The organism is Lonsdalea quercina subsp. quercina, from assembly GCF_000688655.1.
GTDB lineage: Bacteria > Pseudomonadota > Gammaproteobacteria > Enterobacterales > Enterobacteriaceae > Lonsdalea > Lonsdalea quercina.
This window is the reverse complement of the sequence record NZ_JIBO01000014.1, coordinates 1-23,655: the sequence shown is the minus strand read 5'-3', so window position 1 is coordinate 23,655 and position 23,655 is coordinate 1. Positions and strand designations below refer to the sequence as shown.

The 23,655-nt window shown below is 55.2% G+C and carries 19 protein-coding genes and 4 tRNA genes; 19 read left to right on the top strand and 4 right to left on the bottom strand.

Annotated elements, in window-relative coordinates; translation table 11 throughout:
• Window positions 1-12 precede the first annotated feature (12 nt).
• From wzzE to RZ35_RS13055, 14 genes are all read left to right on the top strand, one after another.
• Window positions 13-1,056: an ECA polysaccharide chain length modulation protein gene (gene wzzE, locus RZ35_RS13120; RefSeq protein ID WP_026743725.1), complete on the top strand. Its 1,044-nt coding sequence runs from the start codon at window positions 13-15 to the stop codon at window positions 1,054-1,056.
• Between the two features lie 54 nt (window positions 1,057-1,110).
• A complete protein-coding gene (gene wecB, locus RZ35_RS13115; protein ID WP_026743724.1) occupies window positions 1,111-2,241 on the top strand; it encodes a non-hydrolyzing UDP-N-acetylglucosamine 2-epimerase in 1,131 nt (376 codons plus the stop codon).
• The gene (wecC, locus tag RZ35_RS13110) at window positions 2,238-3,500 is read left to right on the top strand and encodes a UDP-N-acetyl-D-mannosamine dehydrogenase (RefSeq protein ID WP_026743723.1); all 1,263 of its coding nucleotides are present in this window, start codon (window positions 2,238-2,240) and stop codon (window positions 3,498-3,500) included. Before wecB ends, wecC begins: the two co-directional genes overlap by 4 nt.
• A gap of 45 nt (window positions 3,501-3,545) precedes the next feature.
• Window positions 3,546-4,250: a dTDP-4-amino-4,6-dideoxy-D-galactose acyltransferase gene (rffC, locus tag RZ35_RS13105; RefSeq protein ID WP_026743722.1), complete on the top strand. Its 705-nt coding sequence runs from the start codon at window positions 3,546-3,548 to the stop codon at window positions 4,248-4,250.
• Between the two features lie 4 nt (window positions 4,251-4,254).
• Complete coding sequence (rffA, locus tag RZ35_RS13100) at window positions 4,255-5,385, top strand: dTDP-4-amino-4,6-dideoxygalactose transaminase (protein ID WP_026743721.1); 1,131 nt, start codon at window positions 4,255-4,257, stop codon at window positions 5,383-5,385.
• A gap of 1 nt (window position 5,386) precedes the next feature.
• The gene (wzxE, locus tag RZ35_RS13095) at window positions 5,387-6,637 is read left to right on the top strand and encodes a lipid III flippase WzxE (protein ID WP_026743720.1); all 1,251 of its coding nucleotides are present in this window, start codon (window positions 5,387-5,389) and stop codon (window positions 6,635-6,637) included.
• Window positions 6,634-7,722: a TDP-N-acetylfucosamine:lipid II N-acetylfucosaminyltransferase gene (locus RZ35_RS13090; RefSeq protein WP_026743719.1), complete on the top strand. Its 1,089-nt coding sequence runs from the start codon at window positions 6,634-6,636 to the stop codon at window positions 7,720-7,722. The genes wzxE and RZ35_RS13090 overlap by 4 nt, the downstream gene beginning before the upstream one ends.
• Window positions 7,719-9,095 carry an ECA oligosaccharide polymerase gene (gene wzyE / locus RZ35_RS13085; protein ID WP_026743718.1) on the top strand — a complete coding sequence of 459 codons (1,377 nt, stop codon included), beginning with the start codon at window positions 7,719-7,721 and terminating at the stop codon, window positions 9,093-9,095. Before RZ35_RS13090 ends, wzyE begins: the two co-directional genes overlap by 4 nt.
• 14 nt (window positions 9,096-9,109) lie before the next feature.
• Window positions 9,110-9,850 carry a lipopolysaccharide N-acetylmannosaminouronosyltransferase gene (wecG, locus tag RZ35_RS13080; RefSeq protein WP_026743717.1) on the top strand — a complete coding sequence of 247 codons (741 nt, stop codon included), beginning with the start codon at window positions 9,110-9,112 and terminating at the stop codon, window positions 9,848-9,850.
• Window positions 9,851-10,095: 245 nt separating this feature from the next.
• Entirely contained in the window at window positions 10,096-11,478 is a 1,383-nt protein-coding gene (thrP, locus tag RZ35_RS13075; protein ID WP_026743716.1) for a bifunctional threonine/serine APC transporter ThrP, read from the top strand.
• 146 nt (window positions 11,479-11,624) lie between these two features.
• Window positions 11,625-11,701, top strand: a tRNA-Arg gene (locus RZ35_RS13070).
• Between the two features lie 99 nt (window positions 11,702-11,800).
• Window positions 11,801-11,876, top strand: a tRNA-His gene (locus tag RZ35_RS13065).
• 20 nt (window positions 11,877-11,896) lie between these two features.
• Window positions 11,897-11,983 (top strand) — tRNA-Leu (locus tag RZ35_RS13060).
• A gap of 52 nt (window positions 11,984-12,035) precedes the next feature.
• Window positions 12,036-12,112 (top strand) — tRNA-Pro (locus RZ35_RS13055).
• Window positions 12,113-13,866: 1,754 nt separating this feature from the next.
• Here RZ35_RS13055 and RZ35_RS13045 read toward each other — a convergent pair.
• Complete coding sequence (locus tag RZ35_RS13045) at window positions 13,867-14,502, bottom strand: SDR family oxidoreductase (protein WP_036153438.1); 636 nt, start codon at window positions 14,500-14,502, stop codon at window positions 13,867-13,869.
• A gap of 60 nt (window positions 14,503-14,562) precedes the next feature.
• Complete coding sequence (gene hutW, locus RZ35_RS13040) at window positions 14,563-15,876, bottom strand: heme anaerobic degradation radical SAM methyltransferase ChuW/HutW (protein ID WP_026743713.1); 1,314 nt, start codon at window positions 15,874-15,876, stop codon at window positions 14,563-14,565.
• A 527-nt stretch (window positions 15,877-16,403) separates the two neighbouring features.
• Here hutW and RZ35_RS13035 point away from each other — a divergent pair.
• Window positions 16,404-17,123, top strand: a complete 720-nt coding sequence (locus RZ35_RS13035) for a response regulator transcription factor (RefSeq protein WP_051625576.1) — start codon at window positions 16,404-16,406, stop codon at window positions 17,121-17,123.
• A gap of 409 nt (window positions 17,124-17,532) precedes the next feature.
• On the opposite strand, the gene otsA is transcribed toward RZ35_RS13035, so the two are convergent.
• Both otsA and otsB read right to left on the bottom strand, forming a co-directional pair.
• Window positions 17,533-18,957, bottom strand: a complete 1,425-nt coding sequence (gene otsA / locus RZ35_RS13030; protein WP_026743712.1) for an alpha,alpha-trehalose-phosphate synthase — start codon at window positions 18,955-18,957, stop codon at window positions 17,533-17,535.
• Between the two features lie 4 nt (window positions 18,958-18,961).
• A complete protein-coding gene (gene otsB, locus RZ35_RS13025) occupies window positions 18,962-19,732 on the bottom strand; it encodes a trehalose-phosphatase (protein ID WP_026743711.1) in 771 nt (256 codons plus the stop codon).
• 667 nt (window positions 19,733-20,399) lie between these two features.
• Between otsB and RZ35_RS18355 the strand changes: the two genes are divergently transcribed.
• The 4 genes from RZ35_RS18355 (at window position 20,400) to RZ35_RS13010 (ending at window position 23,640) form a co-directional block, all read left to right on the top strand.
• Window positions 20,400-20,540: a hypothetical protein gene (locus RZ35_RS18355; RefSeq protein ID WP_235195119.1), complete on the top strand. Its 141-nt coding sequence runs from the start codon at window positions 20,400-20,402 to the stop codon at window positions 20,538-20,540.
• Window positions 20,541-20,614: 74 nt separating this feature from the next.
• Window positions 20,615-20,845 (top strand): hypothetical protein, encoded by a 231-nt coding sequence (locus RZ35_RS18350; protein WP_026743710.1) that lies wholly within the window; start codon window positions 20,615-20,617, stop codon window positions 20,843-20,845.
• A 62-nt stretch (window positions 20,846-20,907) separates the two neighbouring features.
• The gene (locus RZ35_RS13015; RefSeq protein WP_026743709.1) at window positions 20,908-22,068 is read left to right on the top strand and encodes an amidohydrolase; all 1,161 of its coding nucleotides are present in this window, start codon (window positions 20,908-20,910) and stop codon (window positions 22,066-22,068) included.
• A 1,053-nt stretch (window positions 22,069-23,121) separates the two neighbouring features.
• Complete coding sequence (locus RZ35_RS13010) at window positions 23,122-23,640, top strand: Hcp family type VI secretion system effector (RefSeq protein ID WP_026743708.1); 519 nt, start codon at window positions 23,122-23,124, stop codon at window positions 23,638-23,640.
• Window positions 23,641-23,655: the final 15 nt, after the last annotated feature.

Below are 23,655 nucleotides of genomic sequence, written 5' to 3'. Positions count from 1 at the left end.
TCTGGGGATAGAATGAGTACAGAGAATCACGTTGTCCGGCAGAACCAGTGGGATAATGAACTGGATGTCCGCAGCCTGTTCCAGGCGCTTTGGCAAGGAAAACGCTGGATCGCCGGTTCGGCCATACTGTTTGCGGCCCTGGCTATGCTATATGCCTGGCTCGCGCCGCAAGAGTGGAGCGCCACGGCGATCACGGATAAACCTACCGTGAATATGCTAGGCGGTTTTTATTCTCAGCAGCAGTTCCTGCGCAACCTGGATGCCAAATCTTTTGCGACCCCGCCCGCAGAGCAGCCTCCTATCACTGCGGAAGCCTATGCTGAGTTTGTGATGCAGACCGCGGCGTACGACACACGACGTGATTTCTGGCTCCAGTCTGCCTATTATCGTGCGCATCAAAAAGGCGATACGAGAGCGGACGCCGCGTTGCTGGATGAGCTGGTAAATCAGATTCAGTTCACGCCGTATGACGAAGCCAAGAAAACCAACGATAGCGTGAAGCTGACGGCGGAAACGTCGGCCGATGCGAACGTCCTGCTGCGTCAATACATTGCATTCGCCAGCCAGCGCGCCGCGTCTCACCTTAACGAGGCGCTCGACGGTGCCTGGGCGGCTCGCACGGTGTTTATGCGTTCGCAGATCAAGCAGCAGGAATCCGTCGCTAAAGCCGCCTACGATCGTGAGCTGCACGCCGTCGAACTGGCTTTGCAGGCCGCTCGCCAGCAAGGAATTCGCCATAATGCGGCGGAGACGCCCGCTAACGAGCTGCCTCCTTCTGAACTATTCCTGCTGGGGGTGCCGATGTTACAAGCCCGGTTGGAGCTTTTGCAGGCAGGCGGCCCGCAGTATGACAGCGATTACGACCGAAATCGGGCGCTGCTGAATACGCTGCTGGTGGGGCCTGTGGTTGAAAAACAGTTCCAGACCTATCGCTATCTGCGCACGCCGGAAGAGCCGGTGAAACGCGACAGCCCGCGTCGCCTGCTGCTGCTGGTGATGTGGAGCAGCATGGGACTGGTGATTGGCGCAGGCGTAGCATTGGCGCGTCGTCGCTGACAGGTTTAGCCTGTGGCGGAACGCCCTATTTTATCTGACTAAAGAGCATCGAATGTGAAAGTCCTGACGGTTTTCGGCACCCGCCCAGAAGCGATTAAAATGGCGCCATTGATTCACGCACTGGCTCAGGATACGTTTTTCGAGTCAAGAATCTGCGTCACGGCTCAGCACCGGGAAATGCTGGATCAGGTCCTGGAACTGTTTGGGATTGAGCCAGACTTTGATCTCAACATAATGCAACCGGGGCAGGGGCTTAGCGAGATCTCATGCCGTATCCTCTCGGGGCTGAAACCTGTTTTAGAGGCGTTCCGTCCCGATCTGGTGCTGGTGCACGGCGACACGTCTACCACGCTAATGGCCAGCTTGGCCGCGNTCTATCAGCGTATTCCGGTTGGGCATGTCGAAGCGGGACTGAGAACGGGCGACATTTATGCGCCATGGCCGGAAGAGGCGAATCGGACGCTCACCGGCCATCTGGCTCAATTTCACTTTGCGCCGACCGATAGCGCCCGGTTGAATCTGCTGAAAGAAAATGTGCCTGACGCCGCCATCAACGTGACCGGCAACACGGTGATCGACGCGCTATATTGGGTTCGCGACCTGATTGCCCGCGATCCTAAACTGAATCGGCCATTACAGGCGCAATACGCCTTTTTATCCGAACAGCGCAAAATGATTCTGGTCACGGGACATCGTCGTGAAAGTTTCGGCAACGGCTTCGAACGGATATGCCACGCGCTGGCCGAGATCGCCCATCGTCATCCGGATGTCCAGATTGTGTATCCGGTGCACCTTAATCCCAACGTTAGCGAGCCGGTGAATCGCATTCTCAGCGGCATCGACAACATTTTCCTGATAGCGCCACAAAATTACCTGCCGTTCGTCTACCTGATGAACCGCGCCTACCTGATTCTGACGGATTCGGGCGGTATTCAGGAAGAAGCGCCTTCGCTCGGGAAGCCGGTCCTGGTCATGAGAGACACGACTGAAAGGCCGGAGGCGCTGGCGTCCGGCGTCGTGAGGCTGGTCGGCACCGATACAACGAAGATTTTGCATAACGTCTCGGAGCTGCTGACGGATGAGTCAGCCTACCGGGCCATGAGTCAGGCACAGAATCCTTATGGCGACGGTCACGCCAGCCAGCGTATCCTCGCGGCATTAAAAGAAAATCAGGTAAGGTTATGAGTTTTAATACAATTTCAGTTATTGGCCTAGGGTATATCGGTTTGCCCACCGCCGCGGCGTTTGCATCGCGGCAGCACAGCGTGGTGGGGGTTGATGTGAATCGCCGCGCCGTGGAGACGATCAATCGCGGCGAAATTCACATTGTTGAGCCGGATCTGGAACAAGTGGTCAGTACGGCCGTGGCCGAAGGTTATCTGCGCGCCTCTGAGCAACCGGTGCCTGCCGATGCCTTTCTTATCGCCGTACCGACGCCATTCAAGGGCGACCACGAGCCGGACCTGAGCTACGTACGCGCGGCCGTCGAGTCCATCGCTCCCGTACTGGTGCCCGGCAATCTGGTTATTCTGGAGTCGACCTCTCCGGTCGGCACGACCGAACAGATGGCCGAGTGGCTCGCGCAGGCGCGCCCTGACCTGACGTTTCCCCAACAGGTTGGCGACGCGGCGCAAATCAATGTGGCGTACTGCCCGGAACGCGTATTGCCCGGGAAAGTGATGGTGGAGCTGATCAAAAATGACCGCGTCGTCGGCGGCATGACGCCGNCCTGTTCGGCGCGCGCCTGTAAGCTCTATCGTCTCTTTCTGGAAGGTGAGTGTGTGGTTACTAACTCCCGCACCGCTGAAATGTGCAAGCTGACGGAAAACAGCTTCCGCGATGTGAATATCGCCTTCGCCAATGAGCTGTCGCTGATTTGCGATGAACAGCAGATCGACGTTTGGGAACTCATCCGATTGGCAAACCGCCACCCGCGCGTCAATATCCTTCAGCCGGGGCCGGGCGTCGGCGGTCACTGCATCGCGGTCGACCCTTGGTTTATCGTGGCGCAAAATCCCGCGTTGGCGCGGCTGATCCATACCGCCCGGCTGGTCAACGACGCCAAGCCGCAGTGGGTGGTGGACCGAGTGAAAGCGGCCGTCGCCGAAGCGTTAGTGAATACTGACAAACGTCCGAGCGAGCTTCGCGTCGCCTGTTTCGGGCTGGCGTTTAAACCGGATATCGACGACTTACGCGAAAGTCCGGCGCTGGATGTCGCGACCCGAATTACCGAATGGCATATGGGAGAAACGCTGCTCGTCGAGCCGAATATCCGCCAGTTGCCTGATTCGCTGCATGATAAGGCGAGGTTAGTGGATTGCGCCACAGCCTTACAAGCCGCTGATGTACTGGTCATGCTGGTCGATCACCGTTCGTTCCGCGCGATTGCGCCGGAACAGGTCAGCCAACGTTGGGTGGTGGACACCAAAGGCGTGTGGCGATAGCCGCCCCGCCGATCATCCCCTTCGCACGATAACAGGACATCGCTTATGCCGCTGCATGCCAATGTGGAACCTCTGAGTTGGGAAAGCGCTTTTTTTCATCGCGCCAGCGGCAGGCTATTCTTTTCCGACTCCGCGCCGGTGCTCAGCGGAGCGGCGCTGGCGCCGTACGACATCGTTCAGGCGAAAATCCCGGCGCATGAGACCACGCGGGCGGACGCGTTGTCCGCACTGGGTTTTCGGCTGGCGGAAAGCGAGGTCGATCTTAGCGTGTCTTTAGCCGACCGGCCGGACGCCGAGGCGATCGACGGCGTACGTCGGGCCGTGGAGAGCGATCTCCCCACGCTGCGCGAGGCGGCTCGCNCGACGTTTGCGCTCAGCCGTTTTCGCACGCCGTGGTATGCGCCGGAAGACAGCGGACGATTTTATGCCCGCTGGGTGGAAAATGCGGTGCTCGGAACGTTTGACGACGTGTGTCTAGTGCTGGAAGACCGTCGCCACCGGCCCCAGGGGTGGGTGACGTTGCGACAGCTGCCGGAGCAGGAGGCGCGCATCGGTCTACTTGCGGCATGGCCGGGACAAGTCGGACGCGGCACAGGACGCCGCCTGATGCAGGCGGCGAAAGCGTGGTGCCGACAGCAGGATGTCCTACGTCTACGGGTGGCGACCCAACTTGGCAATATTGCGGCGTTGCGGCTTTATCTCGGCAGCGGCGCGCGAATCGACAGCACAGCCTATTGGCTATACAGGTGACGATATGATCCCATTCAATGCTCCGCCCATCGTAGGTTCCGAACTGGAATATATGCAGGCTGCCATGCGCAGCGGCAAGCTGTGTGGAGACGGCGGTTTCACCCGCCGCTGTCAGCAGTGGCTGGAGCACTATTCCGGCAGTCCCAAAGTGTTGCTGACGCCTTCTTGCACCGCTTCGCTGGAGATGGCTGCGCTGTTGCTGGATATCCAGCCTGGCGACGAGGTCATCATGCCGAGCTATACGTTCGTGTCGACGGCGAACGCCTTCGTGCTTCGCGGCGCCACCATCGTCTATGTCGATATCCGCGCGGATACGTTAAACATTGATGAAACCAAGATAGCCGCCGCGATTACTGACCGTACCCGCGTTATCGTGCCGGTGCACTATGCGGGCGTGGCGTGTGAGATGGATGCCATTATGGCCCTGGCGCAGAAACACGGGCTGTACGTGGTGGAAGACGCCGCGCAGGGCGTGATGTCCAGTTATAAAGGACGGCCGCTAGGCTCGATAGGCCATATTGGCTGCTTCAGCTTTCATGAAACCAAAAATTACACGGCGGGCGGTGAAGGCGGGGCGACGCTGATTAACGACCCCGCGCTGATTGACCGTGCGGAAATCATTCGCGAGAAAGGCACTAACCGCAGCCAGTTTTTTCGCGGTCAGGTTGATAAGTACACCTGGCGCGATTTAGGCTCCAGCTACCTGATGGCGGATATCCAGGCGGCTTATCTGTGGGGACAATTGGAAGCCGCACAGCGCATCAACGAGCGCCGACTTAGCCTGTGGGACGCCTATTACGCCGCGTTCCGTCCGCTAGAACAGGCGGGTAAACTGGCACTGCCGACGGTCCCGGCTGACTGCATACACAACGCCCACATGTTTTATCTACGGCTACGCGATATCGAACAGCGCAATGACTTTATCAGTTATATGAAAGAAGCCGAGATTCTGTCCGTCTTCCACTACATTCCGCTGCACAGTAGCCCGGCAGGGCAGCAGTTCGGGCGTTTCTCCGGCGAAGATCGCTTCACCACTCGCGAGAGCGAACGGCTAGTGCGTCTGCCGTTGTTTTACAACCTGCGCAACGTAAATCAGCGTACCGTCATCAGCACGGTGCAGAGCTTCTTCTCCTGATATGTCGCTCGCCAAGGCATCAGTCTGGACGGCCGCCTCAACGCTGATCAAAATTGGGGTTGGTCTGGTCGTCGTCAAGCTGCTGGCCGTCGCTTTCGGACCCAGCGGCGTAGGACTGGCGGGCAATTACCGCCAGTTGATCACCGTGCTGGGCGTACTGGCGGGCGCCGGCATTTTCAACGGCGTCACCAAATACGTCGCGGAATATCAGCAGCGTCCGGCAGAGCTGCGATCTCTGTTAGGCACCGCGACCACGCTGGTGACCGCGTTTTCTCTGGCGCTAGCGCTCCTGCTATGGTTGGCGGCGGCACCGATAGCGGGAGCGTTATTCGGTGATGCGCGTTTCGCCTCTGTGGTTCGGGCGTTGGCGCTGCTTCAGGTCGGTATCGCCTATGCCAACCTGTTTTTGGCGATCCTGAAAGGGTATCGCCATGCGCGAGGCAATGCGCTGGCGATTATTGCAGGCAGCCTGATTGGGTTGCTGGCCTATCTGGCCTGTTTCTGGCTGGGCGGCTACCATGGTGCGCTGGTCGGTCTGGCGTTGGTGCCGGCGCTGATCGCGATTCCGGCGGCATGGTGGCTCCAACGTTCGACCCCGCTGCGCTGGCCGATGCTAAAGCCGCTCTGGGAGCAGATGCTGGCGGGGCGGCTGGCCAAATTTACCCTGATGGCGCTGATGACAGCGATCACGCTGCCGGTCGCTTATATCACCATGCGTAATCTGCTCGCCGCGCACTATGGCTGGGAAGCGGTCGGGATCTGGCAGGGCGTAACCACTATTTCCGACGCCTATCTACAGTTCATCACGGCAGCGTTCAGCGTCTATCTCCTGCCGACGCTGTCACGGCTGACCGAACGCAGAGATCAGGCGCGGGAAATTGTGACGTCGCTGAAGTTTGTGCTGCCCACAGTGGCAGTAGTGAGTTTTGTCGTCTGGCTACTGCGCGATGTGGCGATCTGGCTGCTGTTTTCACATCAGTTCGTTGCGATGCGCGATCTTTTTCCCTGGCAGCTAGCAGGGGATGTGATGAAAGTGGGTGCTTACGTTTTCGGCTACTTGGTCATTGCCAAAGCCTCTCTGCGCTTTTACTTGTTGACCGAAATCAGCCAGTTTCTCCTGCTGATGGGATTCGCGCATTGGCTGATCCCCTTGCATGGCGCACTGGGCGCAGCACAGGCTTATATGGCAAGCTATCTGGTCTATTTCCTGCTGTGTTGCGGCATATTCATTATTTACTGTAGGCGAGCATGACCCCCTTAATTCACGTGCTGGGTGCGGATATTCCTCATCATAATCAGACGGTACTGCGTTTCTTTAACGACGTGCTGGCCCCGACGCTGCCCGCTGAGCAGGTGCGGCGCTTTATGGTGGTGGCTCCGGAGAAGGCCGCATGGCTGCAAAATTTGCCGGCGCTGGCCGTCGACTGCTATCCCGATAAACGTGCGCTGGCGAAAGCGCTTGTCGCGCAGGCCAGAGCGCGCCGTGATACCCGTTTCTTCTTTCATGGCCAGTTCAACCCGTGGCTGTGGCTGGCGCTGCTGACGGGCGGCATCCGTCCCGCCCAGGTTTATTGGCACATCTGGGGCGCGGACCTGTATGAAACGGCTAGCGGCATGGCTTCTCGTCTGTTCTATCTGATGCGTCGCCGTGCGCAGGGGCGCATTGGCCGAGTGTTCGCAACGCGCGGCGATTTGAACTATTTTGCGCAGCGGCAGCCGCAGATTCCCGCCCAATTACTTTATTTCCCCACGCGCATGGACCCAACGCTGGCTGCGTCAAGCGACCTGAAAGGCNAGGCCGGGCCGATGACCATTCTGGTCGGCAATTCCGGCGATAAAACCAACCGGCATATTGAGGCGCTGCGGGCGATTCACGAGCAGTTTGGCGAGCGTGCGCGGGTGATCGTCCCCATGGGCTATCCCGAGAATAACGATGACTATATTGCGCAAGTCCAGCAGGTCGGCGATACGCTGTTCGGGGTGAAACGCTTTCAACTGCTGCGTCAGAAGATGGCGTTTGACGATTACCTGGGAATGCTGCGCCGTTGCGATCTGGGCTACTTCATCTTTGATCGCCAGCAGGGCATTGGTACGCTGTGCCTGCTAATACAGTTCGGCGTTCCGTTCGTCATTAGCCGTCACAATCCGTTTTGGCAGGATCTGCAGGAGCAACATTTGCCGGTGCTGTTTTACGGCGAACCATTGGATGAGGCGGATGTACTGGAAGCGCAACGGGCGCTAGCTCGGGTCGATAAACGGCACATTGCGTTTTTCAATCCAAACTATATTCATGGCTGGCGTCAGGCACTGGCGCTGGCGGCGGGAGAACCGGTATGACCGAATGGCAGGTCTGCGGACTTCTGGGGGTGTACCTCGTCTCCGTGCTGTTCATCCTGTTTCTGACGTGGCAAGAGTTCAGACGGGTGCGGTTCAACTTTAACGTGTTGTTTTCGTTATTGTATCTGCTCACGTTTTATCTCGGCTTCCCGTTTACCTGCCTGCTGGCGTTCCGGTTTAATGTGTCGGTAGTCCCGGCGCAGTACCTACTGATGGCTCTGCTATCGGCGACGGTGTTCTACGCCATTTATTATGTGGCGTATAAAACCCGGCTGCGCGCCTCGCCTGCCGTTTCTTCCCCCCCGATGCTGAGCTTCTCCCGGGTAGAGACGCACCTGGTCTGGGGACTGCTGGCGCTGGTGGCGGTGGTGACCGTCGGCATCTTCTTTCTCCACAACGGTTTCTTGCTGTTTAAGTTGCGGGCTTACAATCAGATCTTCTCCAGCGATGTGTCTGGCGTAGCGCTGAAACGCTTTTTCTATTTCTTTATTCCGGCGATGCTGGNGGTCTATTTCCTGCGTCAGACGCAACGTGCCTGGCTGGGATTCTTGCTGGCGACGGTGGCTTTCGGCATGTTGACTTACATGATTGTCGGCGGAACGCGGGCCAACGNCCTGATCGCCTTTTCGCTGTTTCTGTTTATTGGCATCGTGCGCGGGTGGATCTCACTGTCGATGTTGGTTGCGGCGGGATTGATGGGGATCGTCGGGATGTTCTGGCTGGCGCTGAAACGCTATAGCCTTGATGTCAGCGGCGCCGAGGCGGTTTACACGTTTCTGTATCTGACGCGGGATACGTTTTCCCCATGGGAAAATTTGGCCCGGCTGTGGCAGTTTTACGACGAAATTCATTTCCAGGGACTGGCGCCCATCATTCGCGATTTTTATGTCTTTATTCCCGGCTGGCTGTGGCCGGGACGACCTGCGCTGATCCTCAACAGCGCCAACTACTTCACCTGGGAAGTGCTGAATAACCACAGCGGACTGGCGATGTCGCCCACGCTGATCGGCTCGCTGCTGGTCATGGGCGGCGCGGCGTTTATTCCGTTGGGCGCCGTGGCCGTCGGGCTGATTATCAAGTGGTTCGATTGGCTTTATGAGCGCGGTCGCCAAAGTTCTAATCGCTATAACGCGGCGATTTTGCAGGCTTTCTGCTTTGGCGCGATATTCAACATCATCGTGCTGGTCAGGGAAGGGATGGATGCCTTCGTCTCTCGGGTGGTGTTTTTCTGTCTGGTCTTTGGTGCTTGCCTGGTGCTGGCCAAGCTATTGTATTGGCTGCTGCTCGTGGGAGGGGTTATTCGTCAGCGCTGGCGGATAACCCCGCCCCCCAAGACGGAGCAACATACTGCGCCCGCGAGTCAGCGACGCTAATAATGGGGAAAATAATGGAACACAATGGTGCGATCCCACAGTACCAGATTCGCGGGATCCCTCTCTACGGCTTCGAGAACATGACGCAGTGCGTGGACTATCTGCTGGCAGGCGAACAGGTCAAAACCGGTACGTTGGTGGCGATTAACGCCGAAAAAGTTCTGGCGACAGAACGGGATTCCGCGCTGAAGGCGCTGATTGACGCGGCGGAATACAAATATGCCGACGGNATCAGCATTGTTCATTCTATCCGGCGGAAATATGCCGGTGCCCGCGTGGAGCGCATCGCCGGGGCCGACCTCTGGGAAGCCTTGATGCAGCGCGCCGGCGAGCGTGGAACGCCGGTCTTTCTCATCGGCGGCAAACCCGAGGTGCTGGCCCAGACGGAACGGGAGTTGCGTTGTCGCTGGCAGGTGAATATCGTCGGCTCGCAGGACGGCTATTTCAGCGTTGAACAGCAGACGGCGTTGTTCGAGCGCGTGCGCGACAGCGGCGCAAAGCTGGTGACGGTAGCGATGGGCTCTCCCAAGCAGGAACGAATCATGCAGGACTGCCGTCTGGTGTATCCTGAAGCGCTTTATATGGGCGTAGGCGGTACTTACGACGTATTTACCGGGCACGTGAAACGCGCGCCAAAACGCTGGCAGAACCTGGGGTTGGAGTGGTTGTATCGGCTGCTGTCTCAACCCAGCCGGATCACGCGGCAGATAAAGCTATTGCGCTATCTGGCTTATCACGTCAGCAGACGCCTGTAGTCCGGCTTCCTCCCCGCGTTTGCTTGAATGCTATCGATTGAGTTATAAGCAAACGCATACCTTTCTTATTTAGTTATAACTCCTTCCCCGAAGATGTTAATCCCAACAGCATTGCTGTATCTTTTCCGGCGCCCTGTTTCGGGCGGCGTTTTTTTGCGCGAGAGGTACCGTTGACCGTTGCCGGCGAAATAAAACAATTCATTAACTCGGCAGAAACAAACACAACATGGAATGATAGAGGATTTATGACAAAAAAAGTCAAAGAAGATCAGCTCCACCGGGGTCTGGAGGCAAGACATATTGAACTGATCGCGCTTGGGGGCACCATCGGCGTCGGTTTGTTTATGGGCGCGGCGAGCGCGCTGAAGTGGGCCGGTCCTTCCGTCCTGCTGGCGTATATCGTAGCTGGCCTTTTTGTGTTCTTCATTATGCGTTCGATGGGCGAAATGCTGTTTCTCGAACCGGTGGCCGGTTCGTTCGCCGTATATGCTCACAATTATCTCAATCCCTTTTTCGGCTATCTCACCGCCTGGAGCTACTGGTTCATGTGGATGGCCGTCGGTATCTCGGAAATCACGGCGATAGGCGTTTACGTCCAGTTCTGGTTCCCGGAACTTCCCCAGTGGATACCGGCGATAGCGGCCGTCGTGCTGGTGGCGGGCGCCAATCTGGCGGCGGTGCGCTTGTACGGTGAAATCGAATTCTGGTTCGCGATGATCAAAATCACCACCATTATCGTGATGATTGTGGTCGGCGCGGGCGTGATTTTCTTCGGACTGGGCAACCACGGCGAAGCAATCGGTTTTGCTAACCTGACGGCACATGGCGGCTTCCTGGCCGGCGGCTGGAAAGGACTATTGTTCGCACTGTGCCTGGTGGTTGCCTCGTATCAGGGCGTGGAACTGGTGGGTATTACGGCAGGCGAAGCCAAAAACCCGCAGGTGACGTTGAAACGTGCCATCAATAATATCCTGTGGCGTATCCTGATCTTCTACGTGGGCGCGATTTTCGTCATCATCACTATCTTCCCATGGAACGAAATCGGCACTACCGGCAGCCCCTTCGTATTGACCTTTGCCAAAATCGGTATCACGGCGGCGGCAGGTATCATCAACTTCGTCGTGCTGACCGCAGCGCTGTCCGGCTGCAACAGCGGCATGTATAGCTGTGGGCGTATGCTCTTCTCCCTGTCCAAAAACCGTCAGTTACCGGCAGCCTTGGGCAAAGTCACCGCCAGCGGCGTACCTGCGGCGGGCGTAATGGTCTCTATCCTGTGCCTGATCGCCGGGTCGGCCCTGAACTACCTCATTCCTAATCCGGAAAAAGTCTTCGTCTACGTGTATAGCGCAAGCGTTCTGCCGGGCATGGTGCCGTGGTTTGTGGTCCTGGTCAGCCAGCTGCGTTTCCGTCGCAAACATCAGGCTGCCATTGCAGGTCACCCCTTCAAGTCAATCCTGTTCCCGTGGGTTAACTATCTGACGATGGCGTTCCTGCTCTGCGTATTGGTTGGGATGTACATCAATGCAGATACCCGTCTGTCGCTGATCGTGGGTTTGATATTCCTGGCCTTCGTCAGCATGATTTATGCGGTTCTCGGTCTGGGTAAAAAGCAGGCTGAAGTGAAATAATCACCCGTAAACAGCGGGTGGGAAAGCGGTAGAGTCGATGATTTTAAGGGAAATGAGCAAAGCGTAAGCAAACGCGCTCTTTCTACGAAAAAGCACTAGACAGGCTTCTATTAAATCCGTAGTATCCCCACCCGCAACGGCGCTACGCGCCCGTAGCTCAGCTGGATAGAGCGCTGCCCTCCGGAGGCAGAGGTCTCAGGTTCGAATCCTGTCGGGCGCACCATTCGAAGCATTTATATGAATGTAGTGCGGGAGCTGCGGAGGTACTTAATGACTCCGTGAGAAGTGAGTACCGGAAACGTAGTAAAGAAGTGGTAATATGGTGGCTATAGCTCAGTTGGTAGAGCCCTGGATTGTGATTCCAGTTGTCGTGGGTTCGAGTCCCATTAGCCACCCCAATTTCTAAAGTTTGTGACATGCGAAGGTGGCGGAATTGGTAGACGCGCTAGCTTCAGGTGTTAGTGTCTTAACGGACGTGAGGGTTCAAGTCCCTCTCTTCGCACCACACAAGCTCAGATGTCAGTGACATCATGAAGTAGTAGTACAGCATCACCCGTCGGCGAGTAGCGCAGCTTGGTAGCGCAACTGGTTTGGGACCAGTGGGTCGGAGGTTCGAATCCTCTCTCGCCGACCACTATTCTCAGGGTCTTGTTTGCGTAGTAGACAGGGCCATAAAGAAACCGTTGGTGAATTTCACCGGCGGTTTTTTTTCGTCTGTTGTTTGGTCTCGTGTCATGCGAGCGATCTGCCGACGTCTCACTCATTTTCCCGGCTTACTTCTTCCTCTTCACCACGCTGCCAGAGTTGTTTTTGGCAGGCTAGTTTACGTCCTAGGTATCAACCCTATTCAGGACAAGACTACACAGAGGGACTATCCACTTCATCTTCCTTCTCGGGTATGGCTGAAATAATCATCTCAGAAACCATCCTTCGTTATTGAATGCCAATACACCTATCTATAGATATAGTCTCTTTACTTATCTCGATAACTTTATTTCGGAAATATCTCCTTATTTTATGCCGTGATAGTTTCATGATAATAAAACAGTTGAATGAGGAAGATGTTAGTGTCAACCTCATCTTAAGTCAGCGACAGTTTTCCATCGGTAATAATTTATTCTTCCTCTTTATTTAGCATAGTTATCAATCAATAAAAGGGATTTTTCATTTATTAAGGAGAATAAGAATGATTTCATGTTTGACGGAAACACGCTTTCACTTTAGCTTTTTATATGAACGAATGCGGCATAGGAAAATCTTGTGGGTGGTAAAGAATCCGCGTCAATTAAATAAAGCAATCCTTGATAGCGTTCATTCATTATTATCAAAAAAAGAATTTATTGACGAGAACGATATTTGTTTGCTTGAAGAAGCCTATGGAACGTTAAGTCCTGCTGAGATTTATTTAGCTGAACGTTATGGCGTGCCCTCACACCACATACTCAGTGCGGAAAATATCATCGAGGCGCGCCNCTTTGATGAAATGTGTCTGCAAAACGTCCTGTCGCGTTACGCGCAACGTGGGCGCAAAGGCGCCATCGTGTTTCGGGATTTCGCATTGGATACGCGTTGGATGNCTTTTTTTGACGGCCGCGTCGTTAACGCGCATTTCGCCATGCTGCCCTACGCATCGGGCCAGTATGCCATCGAGCAGGCCGCCGCAACGGGCGAGAACCGGAAGCTAGAACGAGCGGCGGGCGCCACGTTACATTATCTTGATGGGGTTCGCGATACGCTGTCTCTTATCGCACAGGAGGCGTTGCTCAACCTTTGGAACCTGCCGTCGATATGGGCGGTCAAGGGCGAGTCCTACTTGATTGCTTTCCGGCTTCTGGATGACTATCTGAATACCGGGACGGCTTTTAGCCGGCGAGATGTAATTCAGCGAGACATCGCCAATGGCTATGGGCTATTCGCGCGAGCAACACTTTCGGAGGATGAAAAGTGCCTTGCCCAGAAAAACTTTCTGCGTATGAAAAGGAACTTCATCTACGAATAACAAAAACAAACCATTTTTTATTTCAACCTATTAAGGCATCGTGCCGCACGAACTCTCTTATTATTCTATTTCTATGGAGAAGTCATCACGACGACGCGTTTAAATGATTATAAAAATAGTATTGATTTGTGATGATTAACATAATGGCAATAATAACTTTCGACAGTAAGGGACGTCATTTCATTGCTTAATTATTTTTCCCCGAGAAATCATTTTTCAAAATGGGATGACCCTGTACAGGATCGTAGTGCCGTATAAAAAACATAATCGGTTCCGTTATTCCGCTATATCAATTTTGTGTGCCGCCGGTATCAGGCTGCCGCGTGTGAATGTTGGCTCTTTTTGCCAATAAGGCGAAAGGGGATGCCGTGCAGGCATTCCCCTATATACTAAAACTGTGTCGACTGCGTCAGCGTCGGATCGATAAGAAAGTAAGTCTTCCCATAGACGGCGTCATCATCAATGACCTGCTGGATCTGGCGAGCTACATCTTCCCGATGGATCAACCCGAAAGCTTCCTCTTGTACCCGGATGGACAGGCCGGTTCCTGACCCGGACTTGAGACCGCCGGGTCGGAGTATGCATCCGTTCAATCGGCTGGTCTTCAGCCAGCTTTCCGCTAACGATTTTTCCCGAACAGCGTGGCCGAAGATCTCCCGCGCTTTCGGCGACAGCAAATGCCAGCTTTCCCCGCAGCCAATGGACGTAACCAGCACCATGTGGCCGATACCGTAGCGCTCCGCGCTATCGATGATAAGCCGATTACCGGCGTAGTCGGCCTCCGCGCTGCCCAGCGTGGAAACGATCCGCGCCTGCGGACCCGCAGTTTCGCAGGCGGTCTGGACGCTGCGCGCATCCAGCGCATCCCCTTCTACTACCGTGGCGCCACACTCACGCAGCGCCTGTGCCTGCTCGGCGTTGCGGACCAGCGCGGTAATGGCGCGCGACTCCTGCAACCCCAGCGCCACCAGCGCCCGGCCGACGCCGCTCGCCCCGCCAAAAATCAGCCACGGATGTTTTTCCATCAGTTCGTTTCCTGTTTCGCTACACGATTTGCCCATCGCGACATCCAAATGTTTCATCTGTTAAGCCGCTGCCTGTGGTAACAGTAACGGCGGGATTAACGTTTGCAAAGCCTGCAGTAGATTGCTTGCCCAGAAACGTCCGTCCGCCGTGAGATGAAAACGCGCGCCGTTCAACCGCAGCAGACCGCATAGTTGCCATTGTTGCAACAGCGGCAGCAAAGGCGTGGGATCGTCCAGCACACGCGCCAGATCGTAATATCCGGCATCGATGCCGCCCTGCAGATCCAACCGCCAGCGGTACTGATCGCTTTGGGGCGTCATCATGGCAATGGGTTTACGGCCTTCGCCGATCGCCCGGTAATAGTCGTCCAGATGACGCGCCATCATGTAAGACTGCCCGCGCAGACTTCCCCCCGCGCCGCTGCCGAGCGCAAGATAGTCCGCGCCCTGTTTGATGAGCAGATTGTACAGATTGCGTTCACGGGTGTGGCGAGACCAATGACTGTTACTAAGCTGACGCCAGTTTTCATCCGCCAGGAATTGCTCCCCGATCAGGTAAAGCTCGCGGCACAGGCTCACGTCGGGCAGCGTTACCCGCTGATTTTCGACGGCTTTCGCCAGCAGGGTATTGGGCAGCAGGTTCAGGGCGTAGAGATCGACCCCGTCCAGCGGTAGATCGCGTACGATCGCCAAATCTTCCCGCCAGCTTTCTACCGTCTGATCCGGCAGGCCAAACATCAGATCGCAAATGATGGCCGCGCGGTCGCGTTCAGCCAGTTTGCGGATAAATGCCATCGCTTCTTCCCGGTTGGCCCGGCGCCCCAGCCGCTGACGGACGCGTGTCTCGAAGGTCTGAATGCCGATAGAAAAGCGGTTGGCTCCGGCTTCCAGACAGGCGTCAATGCGCTCATCGTCGAAGTTGAAGATGCGCCCTTCGACGGTGATTTCGCAATCCGACGCCAGCGGCAGCTGCTTACGCAGTGTGCTGATAATCTGGTGAAGCTGTCGGGCCGTCAGCGCCGAGGGGGTGCCTCCGCCCAGATAGATAGCGTGGATTGGTGAAGACTGGTGCAGCGGACTGTCCGCTTCCAGGTCCAGTTCTCGCATTAGCATGTCGCAATAACGCGCGATAGCTTGCTCATCTTGCTTGTTCTGGTAAAAACCGCAAAATTTGCACTGCGTGGCGCAGAACGGAATATGCACATACAGCAAGCGCTTGTTGCCGGTCTGAGTGGTACTCAGCAACCCCTGCCAGGCGGCATCGATTTCCCCAGAAGGAAGTGGTCTTTGCTGGCGCCAGGGCATGGTGGCCCAGCGACCGCTAAAGGGAAGTCCGTGTTCAGCTGCGAAAAAAGGTGAAAGATCAAGAGACATAGATGGCGTGTTCCTCTGTAAATCTGCCGGTCACTCTTGAATGTAAATGAAAATAGAAATCATTTATCTCCGGAGATGGAGGAAAAGCATAATACAGCCGCTCGATGGGAAAGTTGACGTATATCAGTAGAAAATCCGACATTGTGTCGGTAAAGGCTCTGAAAAGGGCCAAAATTCATTAAATTTTGTTAATGTGCTCGCCACCGCCTCACCGGAGCAGTGAGACCAACGGCGCAAAGAAATAATCCACTCTTTTCGCCCCATCGTCGCTCGGCCTAGTGATAAATCACGTTGTTCTTTACGCGAACGAGCACTTTTCTATGGTTTTTAATAGATTGCAAGCTAAGTAAATTCTTGCTTAAAAATGATAATGATTGTTATTATCTGAGAAGGGATAGGGGCGCCTTTTGACCAAGACCTCCTATCTTCATGAAAATTATAAGGTCATGTTTAAGCTTGCTGAATCACTTCACCCGGTGTTCAAAAAAGCGCTAACCCCACATGCACTTGGGTTTCAGGGGATTTGCATGCGTATTCTTGTGGTTGACGACGATTCTGTTCATTGTCACTGGCTCTGCGAAAAACTACACGCTCACGGCCACTCTTGCCGTATCGTTCATGACGGCGGCAATGCATTAAAAGCGATACAGCAAGAGGTTTACGACGTTGTCCTGCTTGACCGCATGTTGCCGGTGATGGACGGCTTTACCGTGCTGCGCGAACTCAAAGATCGGCCACACCCTCCCATCATGCTGCTTTCCACGCTGGACCGCGACGTTGACCGCGTGATGGGGCTTGAGCTGGGCGCGGAAGACTACTTGGGAAAACCCTTCAATTTTGACGAGCTGCGCTTACGGCTGAATATCATGGTCGGACGCGCTCGTCGACGTACTGAGTCCAGTTCCGTACTGACTTTTTTCGATCTGAAGGTCGACTGTCTGCAACGCACCGTATGGCGAGATGGGAAACGCATTGAGCTGACCGACAAGGAAATTAAGCTGCTGATAATTCTGATGGAATCCCCCGGCAAAGTGTTCAGCCGAATGCAGCTGTTAGAGCGAGTATGGGGGTATCATTTCAACCCGCAGACTAATCTTATCGACGTTCATATGTCCAAGCTGCGCGCTAAAATCGACAAGGGTTTCGCGCAGCCGCTCATCAAGACACAGCGCTCGGTCGGCTACTGTTTAAGTGTGGAAGAGAAGGCGCTTCCTCTTTCCAATGACCGTATGGAATTACCCCAATAAACGTGCTGAAACTGCGACTCAGGGGGTTGGCGGCTGATAGTGGTGTCGCCCACGATCAGTACGTATCGTATACGGTAGGCACACGGTTAAATCATAAGATTCATCTCTGCTTTTGACAGTCACCTTGCCCTAAATCACCGTTAACCTCTTCGTCCCGGGATTGTCAGTAATTCGGTATGGGATATTTTGACGCAATCCTCTGTTTTCTATGTAAAAATGAATTTTCACCCCGATGCGGCCAATTCAGAAAAGCGACGAAATAAATCCTCAACTTCTCTTCATAACCTCTATCTGAGGATGTCAAAACTGCGGCCAGTGACATCGCTCGTCACGATCTGCCACCCGCGAGCCGTCGTTTTGCCCGCACGCTCGTCTCAGCGGTGAGCCGGACTGCGATGCCCCCGCGGCGTTACGCCTGCCGGGGGAAGGTCGCTATTTTTTTTTCGAGGCTGTGCTGCTCCCGGCAAAGATCGACCGCTTTCAAATCGGACAAGAAGGACTGACGCCAGTGGCTGATGTCATTGCGGTTGATCACCGCCATCATGTCGCTGTGACGGGCGATCCTCTCCGCCAGCGGCATCGTTAACGCTTGATCCAGCGCGCTGGCGACCTGATCGCGATCGTACGGATTGACGATCAGCGCGGAGGTCAGTTCATTCGCGGCGCCGGCGAATTTAGACAGAATGAGCACGCCCGGATCGTTTGGATCCTGTGAGGCGACGTACTCCTTGGCGACCAGATTCATGCCGTCGCGTAGCGGCGTGACCAGTCCGACCTCGGTGTAGCGGAAAATCTTCATCAGCAGTCGGCGTTCAAAGTGCTGATTGAGGTAGTACAGCGGCGTCCAGTTCAGCGTGCCGTAGCGGCTATTGATGCGCCCAGCCTCGGTTTCCAGCTGATGGCGGATGTCCTGATAGGCCTGCACGTCGCCGCGCGAAGTCGGGGCGATCTGCGTATAGCGGACGTGACCGCGATGCTGTGGATAGTGCTCCAGCAATGACTCGAAGGCCAGGAAGCGTTCGGGCAGCCCCTTGGAGTAGTCTAAACGCTCTACCGCGATGACGTTCTTCAAATTCACCAGGCCGCGACGGGCCTCTTCCAGCTTGGCGGGCAGCGGACCCTCCGCCATTTTGCGGATGCTCTCCGGTTCGATCCCGATAGGATACACCTCGGTGCGGAACAGGTTGCCGAACGCGCTGTAAGTCTGTTCGCCGACGGTTTTAACGGGCGTCAGCAGGGACAGGCTTTCGAGAAACGCCTGACGGTCATGTTCGGTCTGGAATCCCAGCAGGTCATACTCACACAGTTTTTCCAGCAATTCCTCGCAGGGCGGCAGCGCGTTGAAGATATCCGGCGCCGGGAAAGGGATATGCAGGAAAAAGCCCATCCGATTGTTCAAGCCCAATTGACGACATGCGGCGCCGAACGGCAGCAGATGGTAGTCGTGAACCCACAGAATATCGTCCTCTTTCACCAGCGGTTGCAGGCGTTCCGCCAGCAGCGTATTGACGCGGCAATAGCCTTCCCACGCGCTGCGGTCGTACGACACCAAATCGAGACGATAGTGGAAGGCGGGCCAGAGAACGGTATTGGAGAACTGGCAGTAATACTCTTCGTAATCTGTATGGCTTAGGTTAAACGAGGCGTAGGTGATGCCGTCGTTTTTCTGGATCCTCAGAGGCAACGGATCGTCGCTGATGTCTCCGTTCCAACCGTACCAAAGCCCGCCGCTGCTTTTGAGCGCATCCAATATGCCGACAGCAAGACCGCCGGCGCTCTGTCTCTTGCTATCGGGGGCGGCAATTCTATTTGATATGACGACTAATCGACTCATAGCTTTAGCTCCTTNCCATTGAAATTTTGTTTTCATACATGGCCTGCTGCTGTGTGAGCCAAAGATGGACCGCTGCCACGTTGGCGAGTCGGTAGCGCGCTTCGCTGGGCCCTGGGCCGACTTTGACGGAAATGCCGCCGAGGGCGTTCACCTGACGGAAGCCAGCTTCGTCGGTGGTATCGTCGCCGATGAAAAGCGGAGTGCGTCCGGCGAAAGGCGAAGATTCCATGAAGGTTTTGATGGCGGCGCCCTTGTTTGCCCCACGTGGTTTCAGTTCCACCACGCATTTGCCGGTTTGTACGGTCAGCTGCGGATAGCGCTCACATAGCGACTCAGCCAGCGCGGTGACCTCCGGCTTATAATCTGGGGCCTGACGGTAGTGCAACGCGAAGGACGCGCCTTTGTTTTCCAGTCGGCAGCCGGGAAGCGCGGCCAGCGCGGCGGTTAGCGCTTCCTGCAAAGGGCCGACGATATTGGCGGGAAGGCGCGTATCATGACGTTGCCCGCTGATTTCGCGTCGTTCCGCGCCGTGGATCCCTGCTGCGGGCAAGATGAGCGGGGCGACCAGCGCGTCCAGCTCTGCGATGGGACGTCCAGAGATTAACGCCAGCGCGCCATCGTTACCGGTAAACAGGGTACGCAGCGTATTGCAAATCTCGGGTGGGACGACCACCTGTTCGGGGGTGGGCTGAATTTCGGCCAGCGTACCGTCGAGATCGATGAAAAATGCATAAGCATCTAAGCGTAAAGGGGGTTCTGGTGCCTTATCTGTCATCGTACCGCTCCTCCTTTTAAGAAATCATTTGGAATCCATTTGGCGCTGAGTTGCTGCTGCGCCCGTTAGCTCCTTTAGCTGATCCATCAAATTAAGGCAGTAACGTTAATTATAGGTAGCGATGAATAATTCGCTAACTAAATGATGGTTTTTTATCCATGATATGTGACGACATTTCAACCCTGTATTTTATGTGGATTTTGCTTTTTGTATTGATTATTAAGTCTTTTAAGATTTTTTATTGCTGTTCTATCTTAGTCTCATACGGTATATGTCCCACTGATTCAGTGTGCTATATTTTTAAGCTAATACGCTGTTTTCAGCAGTCTTTCCTCCTTTTTCCGGCCTGACCAAAACCTGGTTGAACTCGACGCGAAGAGTAACCTATGGCTTCTCACCTAATTGATCTTCTTCTGATTGGAAACAATTTCGGCGCCGCCGACATGCGTGAGGTAGGGTCTGAACGTAATTGACTGACGGAACAGGTGCAGGGGGTAAGTCGCGCTACGCGTCTCCGAATTGCTTACCGAGGGCAAGATGATTGCCGCCGAGTCGCGGCGTTTCTTCGAAACGTTTTGGAGGTCGGCTGGTGTACTGGTTGCGGATCCTCGTTTATGCGCGGCTGAAGAAGATAATAAGCCAGTTGCGTCAGCGATAAGGAGCGAATTTGATCCACACTCAACATCTGATCAAACGCTTCGGCGATCGCGCGGCGCATAACGACATCAGTCTCGACGTCGCGAAGAGGAACGTGGTGGCGATTATTGGGTCGTACGGCTCGGGAAGTCGCCGCGGCTACGCTGGATGAACTTGCTGGAGTCGCCGCAAGCAGGCACGATTATCATCGGCGAACACACGCTGGACCCAGAGCGGGTGCATTAAGTGCTGCAGTCCATTGAGCTGCTGGCGAAAAAAGACACCACAATGGCGATTTCACCCACGAGAGGCCGTTTGCCTAAAGCGGTGGCGGTTCAGGTGATTGTCATGGCTGACGACCGCCTTGTGGAGCAGGGACCGGGGGAACAGGTCATCAGTTTTGCCGACAACCTGCAGACGCAGCGCCCCCTGCGGCCGTTACCGACGATTCAGGAATCGACAGAGTCTGTGATCTGATCGATTCTCNCTTTTGTTACGCCCGGCGTTGTCCGACGGCGTCACCGTTAGGAGTTTCCCATATGAGAGTGAACCCTCAGCATGAACCTTTGGCGCAGTATGTTCAGGCGTTCCGCCACGATATGCACCAGTATCCCGAACTGTCTCATCAGGAGTTCGAAACCACCCGTAAAATCCGCTCCGAGCTGGAAAAAGAGGGCATTCGCATCCTCGACCTGCCGCTGAAAACCGGGCTGGTGGCAGAGATCGGCAGCCCCGAGGCGGAGCCGATGGTCGTGGTGCGCGCGGATATTGATGCCTTGCCGATTGAAGAAGAGTCCGGCGTCGCGTTCAGCTCTCACCACCAGGGCGTGATGCACGCCTGCGGGCACGATTTTCATACGTCGGCGGCGCTGGGCGCGGCGATATTGCTGAAACGGGCAGAGTCCGAGCTAAAAGGCCGGGTGCGCATTCTGTTTCAGGCAGCGGAAGAGACCGGATTAGGGGCGCCTGACGTCATCGCTACCGGCGCGCTGGACGGAGCGACGGCGATTTTTGGGATCCACAATGATCCAACGCTGCCGGTCGGCGTGATCGGGGGGAAGGATGGCGCACTGACCGCGGGCGTCGATCGTTTTGAAGTCAAGATCGCCGCCAAAGGGTGTCACGCGGCCAAACCGCACGAAGGTAATGATCCGATCGTGATTGTGGGACAGCTGATCGGCGCGGTGCAAACGATCATCAGCCGTAATGTACCGTCGGACAACAACGCGGTGGTGTCGATTACGCAGGTGCATAGCGGCAGTACCTGGAACGTCATCCCCGATACGGCCTATCTGGAAGGCACGGTGCGGACCTTTAGTGCGGAAGCGCGCGACCTGATTGAACAGCGTTTTCGGCAAATTATTGCGGGTATCGCCAGTACCTACGGTGCGGAGATTGAACTGCTCTGGCACGCCGGGCCGCCGTCAGTCGTCAATACGCCTCGTTGGGTGGAATTTTCCCTGCAGGTCGCCAGCGATGAGGGGTTCGAGGCTCGTCGGGTAGAAGCCAGTCCTATCGGTGAAGACTTTTCATTTTATCAGCAGCAGCTACCGGGTACGTTCATGATGGTCGGCTCCGGCGGGCCGTACGCGCTGCATCACCCTAAATTCCGGGTGGACGACCGGGTACTGTTCCCGACGGCGCATTATCTGTACAGCCTGGCGCGCAAGAGCCTGGAGCAACTGTCGCAGGAAGCATGATCACCGCAGCCACGAGGCTGATAAAGGGGGCCTTCTGGCATCCCCGTTGACCGTCGCAGATAAAGGCGGTCTCTTACCGCAAAGCCCTGGTTTTTGGCCGTAAGTGGTGATCTCGGGGCTGTCTTCTTTTAGCGACAGTTCCAGTCGCAAACTGTCGCCAAAAGAAGACGGATAACACATTGATTATCCATGCTTATTTATAATCAATGCCAGACTGTCTCTCACAGGTGACAGGCTGGCGTTTTTGCTTTTACGCCTTGGGATAGAGTCAGCAGCGACGGCATGACAGACTCAGTATTAAATCTTATTGTTTTTCAAATAATTATTAGTGGTTTGGCCTTTAAGATTAATCACTATGGCAAGAGTGGCACGGTTGATGCAGAATGCTCACCGTAGATGCTCATTCCATTTTCTATGTTTGCTTCGGCTTCATAACCCTGGGAATGACGCAGAGCCCTTATCGGTGCCTATCGTCCACCATGACATGAAGACTATTTCATGAAACGTTTCGGACATTACGTTGAGTGAGGCACCACCCCTAGTCTTTAAGACCTGATGTTTATTGACGCTTGTCGACGTTCGGCAAGCGTTTTTTTTTGTGGGTTGGACAGGGCACAGTGCAGCGATAGGGTTATTCAGAAGAGGGCCGGGTGATGGCGTTGGCAAGTTCACGATGGATCGCTGACCCTGCGCAATAGTTAAAAAGTTGATGTGAAAATTATTGCATCGGCAACAATTCAAGTTTCTCGCCGCTAGAGTGAATGATCAATCGCCCTCACCTATCAGCATGACAGACTCTGGCGATCGCTAAGTCAAATTATCAGAACAATTGCCAAATCTGCGCAACTTCTTGCGCACTTTCCAGCACAAATCACTTTTTGCGCAATGTTTGCAAACGATCTGCGCATCTTGCGCAATATTTTGCTCAGGTATTGGTTAGGGTAAAACGCGTATTTTAAATTCCGTTATAAAACAGTGAGATAAAACTTGGCATAGTCATTGCATTGTTAAGCGGGCGAAAGTAAAAACCGTTCAACAACTAGGAGCAAGACTATGCCAACCCCATGTTATATCAGCATTGAAGGGAAAACTCAGGGCAACATCACCGCCGGTGCCTTCACGTCCGACTCCGTCGGCAACATCTACGTGCAGGGCCACGAAGATGAAATGCTGGTGCAGGAATTCAAACACATCGTGACCGTCCCGACCGACCCGCAGTCCGGTCAGCCGTCCGGCCAGCGTGTGCACAAGCCGTTCAAATTCACCGTGGCGCTGAACAAAGCCGTTCCGCTGATGTACAACGCCCTGGCGTCCGGCGAAATGCTGCCGACCGTGACCCTGAAATGGTACCGCACCTCGGTTGAAGGCAAGCAGGAGCACTTCTTCTCCACCACGCTGACCGACGCCACCATCGTCGATATCGACTGCCAGATGCCGCACTGCCAGGACCCGTCCAAACTGGACTACACCCAGCTGATCCAGGTGTCCATGTCCTACCGCAAAATCGACTGGGAACACACCGTCGCCGGAACTTCAGGCTCCGACGACTGGCGTGCGCCGGTCGAAGCGTAATACCGACCACCCGGG

Coding starts and splice junctions, on each gene's coding strand:
- wzzE (WP_026743725.1), top strand. CDS start 13: ATGAGTACAGAGAATCACGTTGTCCGGCAGAACCAGTGGGATAATGAA.
- rffA (WP_026743721.1), top strand. CDS start 4,255: ATGATCCCATTCAATGCTCCGCCCATCGTAGGTTCCGAACTGGAATAT.
- wzxE (WP_026743720.1), top strand. CDS start 5,387: ATGTCGCTCGCCAAGGCATCAGTCTGGACGGCCGCCTCAACGCTGATC.
- thrP (WP_026743716.1), top strand. CDS start 10,096: ATGACAAAAAAAGTCAAAGAAGATCAGCTCCACCGGGGTCTGGAGGCA.
- RZ35_RS13045 (WP_036153438.1), bottom strand. CDS start 14,502: ATGGAAAAACATCCGTGGCTGATTTTTGGCGGGGCGAGCGGCGTCGGC.
- hutW (WP_026743713.1), bottom strand. CDS start 15,876: ATGTCTCTTGATCTTTCACCTTTTTTCGCAGCTGAACACGGACTTCCC.
- RZ35_RS13035 (WP_051625576.1), top strand. CDS start 16,404: ATGCGTATTCTTGTGGTTGACGACGATTCTGTTCATTGTCACTGGCTC.
- otsA (WP_026743712.1), bottom strand. CDS start 18,957: ATGAGTCGATTAGTCGTCATATCAAATAGAATTGCCGCCCCCGATAGC.
- RZ35_RS13015 (WP_026743709.1), top strand. CDS start 20,908: ATGAGAGTGAACCCTCAGCATGAACCTTTGGCGCAGTATGTTCAGGCG.
- RZ35_RS13010 (WP_026743708.1), top strand. CDS start 23,122: ATGCCAACCCCATGTTATATCAGCATTGAAGGGAAAACTCAGGGCAAC.